Source organism: Cryobacterium sp. 10I1, from assembly GCF_035019805.1.
Classification (GTDB): Bacteria; Actinomycetota; Actinomycetes; order Actinomycetales; family Microbacteriaceae; genus Cryobacterium; species Cryobacterium glucosi.
In genome coordinates this window covers 1-350 of the sequence record NZ_JASJVF010000599.1, presented here as the reverse complement: position 1 = coordinate 350, position 350 = coordinate 1, and the positions used below count along the sequence as shown (strand labels likewise).

At 59.4% G+C, this 350-nt stretch carries 1 protein-coding gene; it reads left to right on the top strand.

The window, feature by feature from the left end; translation table 11 throughout:
- Positions 1 to 36 precede the first annotated feature (36 nt).
- On the top strand, positions 37 to 350 hold a 314-nt coding region (locus tag QN345_RS19945), incomplete at its 3' end, for a KUP/HAK/KT family potassium transporter (protein WP_323509229.1).

Sequence of the window (350 nt, the reverse complement as noted above, 5' to 3'; positions counted from 1 at the left end):
TACGTTCCAGCCATCAACGTCCTACTTGCACTTGCTGTGCTCGCCGTGACAATTGGCTTCCGAGGATCCGCCGCGTTGGCCTCCGCATACGGCATCGCCGTCACCACTACCATCTCCATCACCAGCATCGTCTACCTGGCCTGGAGTTGGGCACACTCCAGACGCCTCACGCCAAGAATTATCGCCGCAGGCGCAATCCTCCTGGTTACTATCGCGTTCCTCGTTGCGAACCTACCCAAAGCGACCTCGGGAGGGTGGCTCCCACTGGCAATTGGCGCAATCATATTCACAGTGATGGGCTCATGGTGGATAGGACAGCAACGCATCCGCGCCGCACGACGCATCGGCGA